1 protein-coding gene is annotated in these 2,715 nt (G+C 31.2%); it reads right to left on the reverse strand.

Annotated features, from left to right (window positions below; all coding sequences use genetic code 11):
* The coding region (locus ACKTSW_RS09630; RefSeq protein ID WP_408025052.1) for a condensation domain-containing protein at positions 1-2,715 on the reverse strand (2,715 nt) is incomplete at both ends.

Genomic DNA, 2,715 nt, shown 5'->3' on the forward strand with positions numbered 1-2,715 from the left:
AACTCATTAACTCTTCTATGTGCCTACTTATTCGTGATATACGAGATGATGTAAATAATGATGTATTATATTCTATTGTTAAATGTAATTCTCCTTCTCTATTACTAAAATAAAAGGTAAGATCGAACTTACTATTTACAAATGTTGCTTCACCTTCTTGAACTTCTATATCATTTAAGACTTCTGATGATTCTTTAATTCCATCTTGCCAAACAATCATCACATCAAATAATGGTGAACGACTTAAATCACGAGAAATATCTAATTCTTCTACTAATAAATCAAACGGATAGAGCTGATGTTCATAGGCCTCCAAACAAGTTTCTCTTACTTTCGATAGCAAATTTTCGTAACTCATATCGCTAGATAGTTGATCTCTTAGAACAAGTGTGTTCAAATAAAACCCTATCTGGTTTTCTAAATCTGGATGTACTCTTCCTGAAATTGGAGTACCAATTACAATATCTTTAGTTCCTGTGTAACGATATAATAACATTTTGACTAAGGATACTGCACCTATGAACATTGTATTACCTTTTTCGGTAATTAGCTTACTAAAGTCTTTCGCTGTAGCTGCTTCAAACTGATGATAATAATGTGCTCCTGAAAATGTTTTTACAGGTGGTCGTACATAATCTGTAGGAAGTTCTAATGGTGCTATTTGTCCTGATAACTTTTCTGTCCAATAAGATTTATGCGATAGTAATTTATCACTTTCAAGCTCTTTTGTTTCCCATGCAGCGTAGTCTTTATATTGGATTGATAATGGTTGCAAGGTTATACTTTCTCCTTCTCTAATTTTATTGTAGATATATTTAATTTCTTCAATTAAAATATTAACAGACCATTCATCTGAAATAATGTGATGTGTTATTAGTGTAAATAAGTATTCATTTTCAGAAACTTCAAAAACACTTACTTTTATAAGTGGTCCATTTTCTAAATCTAATGGGCTTTCTATAAGTTTACCTAATTTCTCTTGCGCAATATCACGTGCTTCTATATGTTCACTTACATCTACATAATCAATTTTAAAGTAATCATTCACATCCAAAATTACTTGTCTTACTTCATCATCAATCATTCTAAATACAGTTCTTAAAATCTCATGCCTGTTTATTAATTCAAGAAACGCTTGATTTAAAGCTTCTATGCTTAGATCTCCATGAAACCAGTATGACATTGAGGTATTGTATGCTGCTCTTGCCTCACTGAACTGATTAAGTGTCCACATTCTCTTTTGTGCATATGATGCAGTATAATATTCTGCCTCAGGAACATTTTTTATAGTAACAAACTCCGTTTCTTCTTGTTCTGATATAAGTCTAGCCAGCTCTTTTAGATTACTTATTGCAAAAATATCTTTGAGTGTAATTCTTACAGATAGCTTTTTTCCTATGATTGATACCAATCGAATTGCTTTTAAAGAGTTTCCTCCCAACTCAAAAAAGTTATCTCCTTGTCCTACTTTTTCTACCAATAATAATTCTGACCATATCTTTGCTAACAATTTTTCAGTTTCAGTTTCAGGTGCTGAATATATTTTAGTAGAGGTTCCTTTAGCTGAAGGTAATTTCGACTTATCTAATTTTCCATTATTTGTTAATGGGAAAGTATTTAAATCTACATAATAACTGGGAACCATGTACAATGGTAGATGCGTCTGTAAATATGCTTTTAACTCACCTGCCACTTCTGCTGAACCAATATAATACACTACTAATGAATTTGTTGCACCATCTTGAATAGCTAAAACTTCATGTTGTGAAACTATTTTACTCTGTGAAATTACGTTACTAATTTCTCCCAATTCTATTCTATATCCCTGTATTTTTATCTGGTCATCTTTTCTTCCATGATAATGTAAATTACCTGTATTGTCTAAACTTACAATATCTCCTGTTTTGTATAAAACACCTGCTCCAAACGGATTTAAAAGAGTGTTCTCTTCTGTTAATTTTCTGTCTCCAATATATCCTTCAAAAACACCTGCTCCTCCAATACATAATTCACCCTGAACACCCGTTGGAACTAATTCATAATTTTTATCTAATACGTGTATTGTTGTATTTCTAATTGGACGACCAATTGTGATGTTTTTTTCATCTGTTATCAACGCAACGCTACAACCAACAGTTGTTTCTGTTGGTCCATATTCATTATAAATTTTTATTGCCGGGTTTAACCTTTTTAGAATAGTTATATGATTTCTTGTTAATGCTTCACCTCCAACAATTACAATTGAAATATTTGTGCTTTTTAAATCTAAACCTGCTAATACTTGTATATGTGAAGGTGTTAGTTTCACAGTTTTAACAGATTCGTTTGTAAATACTTTTTCTAATGCTGAAATATCATTTTCTTCTGAAGAAATAATAGTTAAAACATCTCCGCGAAGTAACCCACACCATAAACTTGTTACTGTTAAATCAAAAGATAGTGATGTAAATAAACATGTTGGATAAATTGCACTATTTTCATAGTAGTTTTCGTTTGCCCAACTTAAATAATTAACCACAGAGCTATGCTTAATCATTACCCCTTTTGGTTTTCCTGTTGAACCAGAAGTATAAATAATATACGCTATATCTTCTCCACTTATCGAAACATCTAATTTACTTACTGAATACTTCTTTAATTCTTCTGCTAATGTTTTGATGTTGATACTTGTAACTTTGGATTCAGTTATGGAAGAATCACCAATAATCAATGATG

The sequence above is a fragment of the Tenacibaculum sediminilitoris genome, from assembly GCF_964513795.1.
GTDB lineage: Bacteria > Bacteroidota > Bacteroidia > Flavobacteriales > Flavobacteriaceae > Polaribacter > Polaribacter sediminilitoris.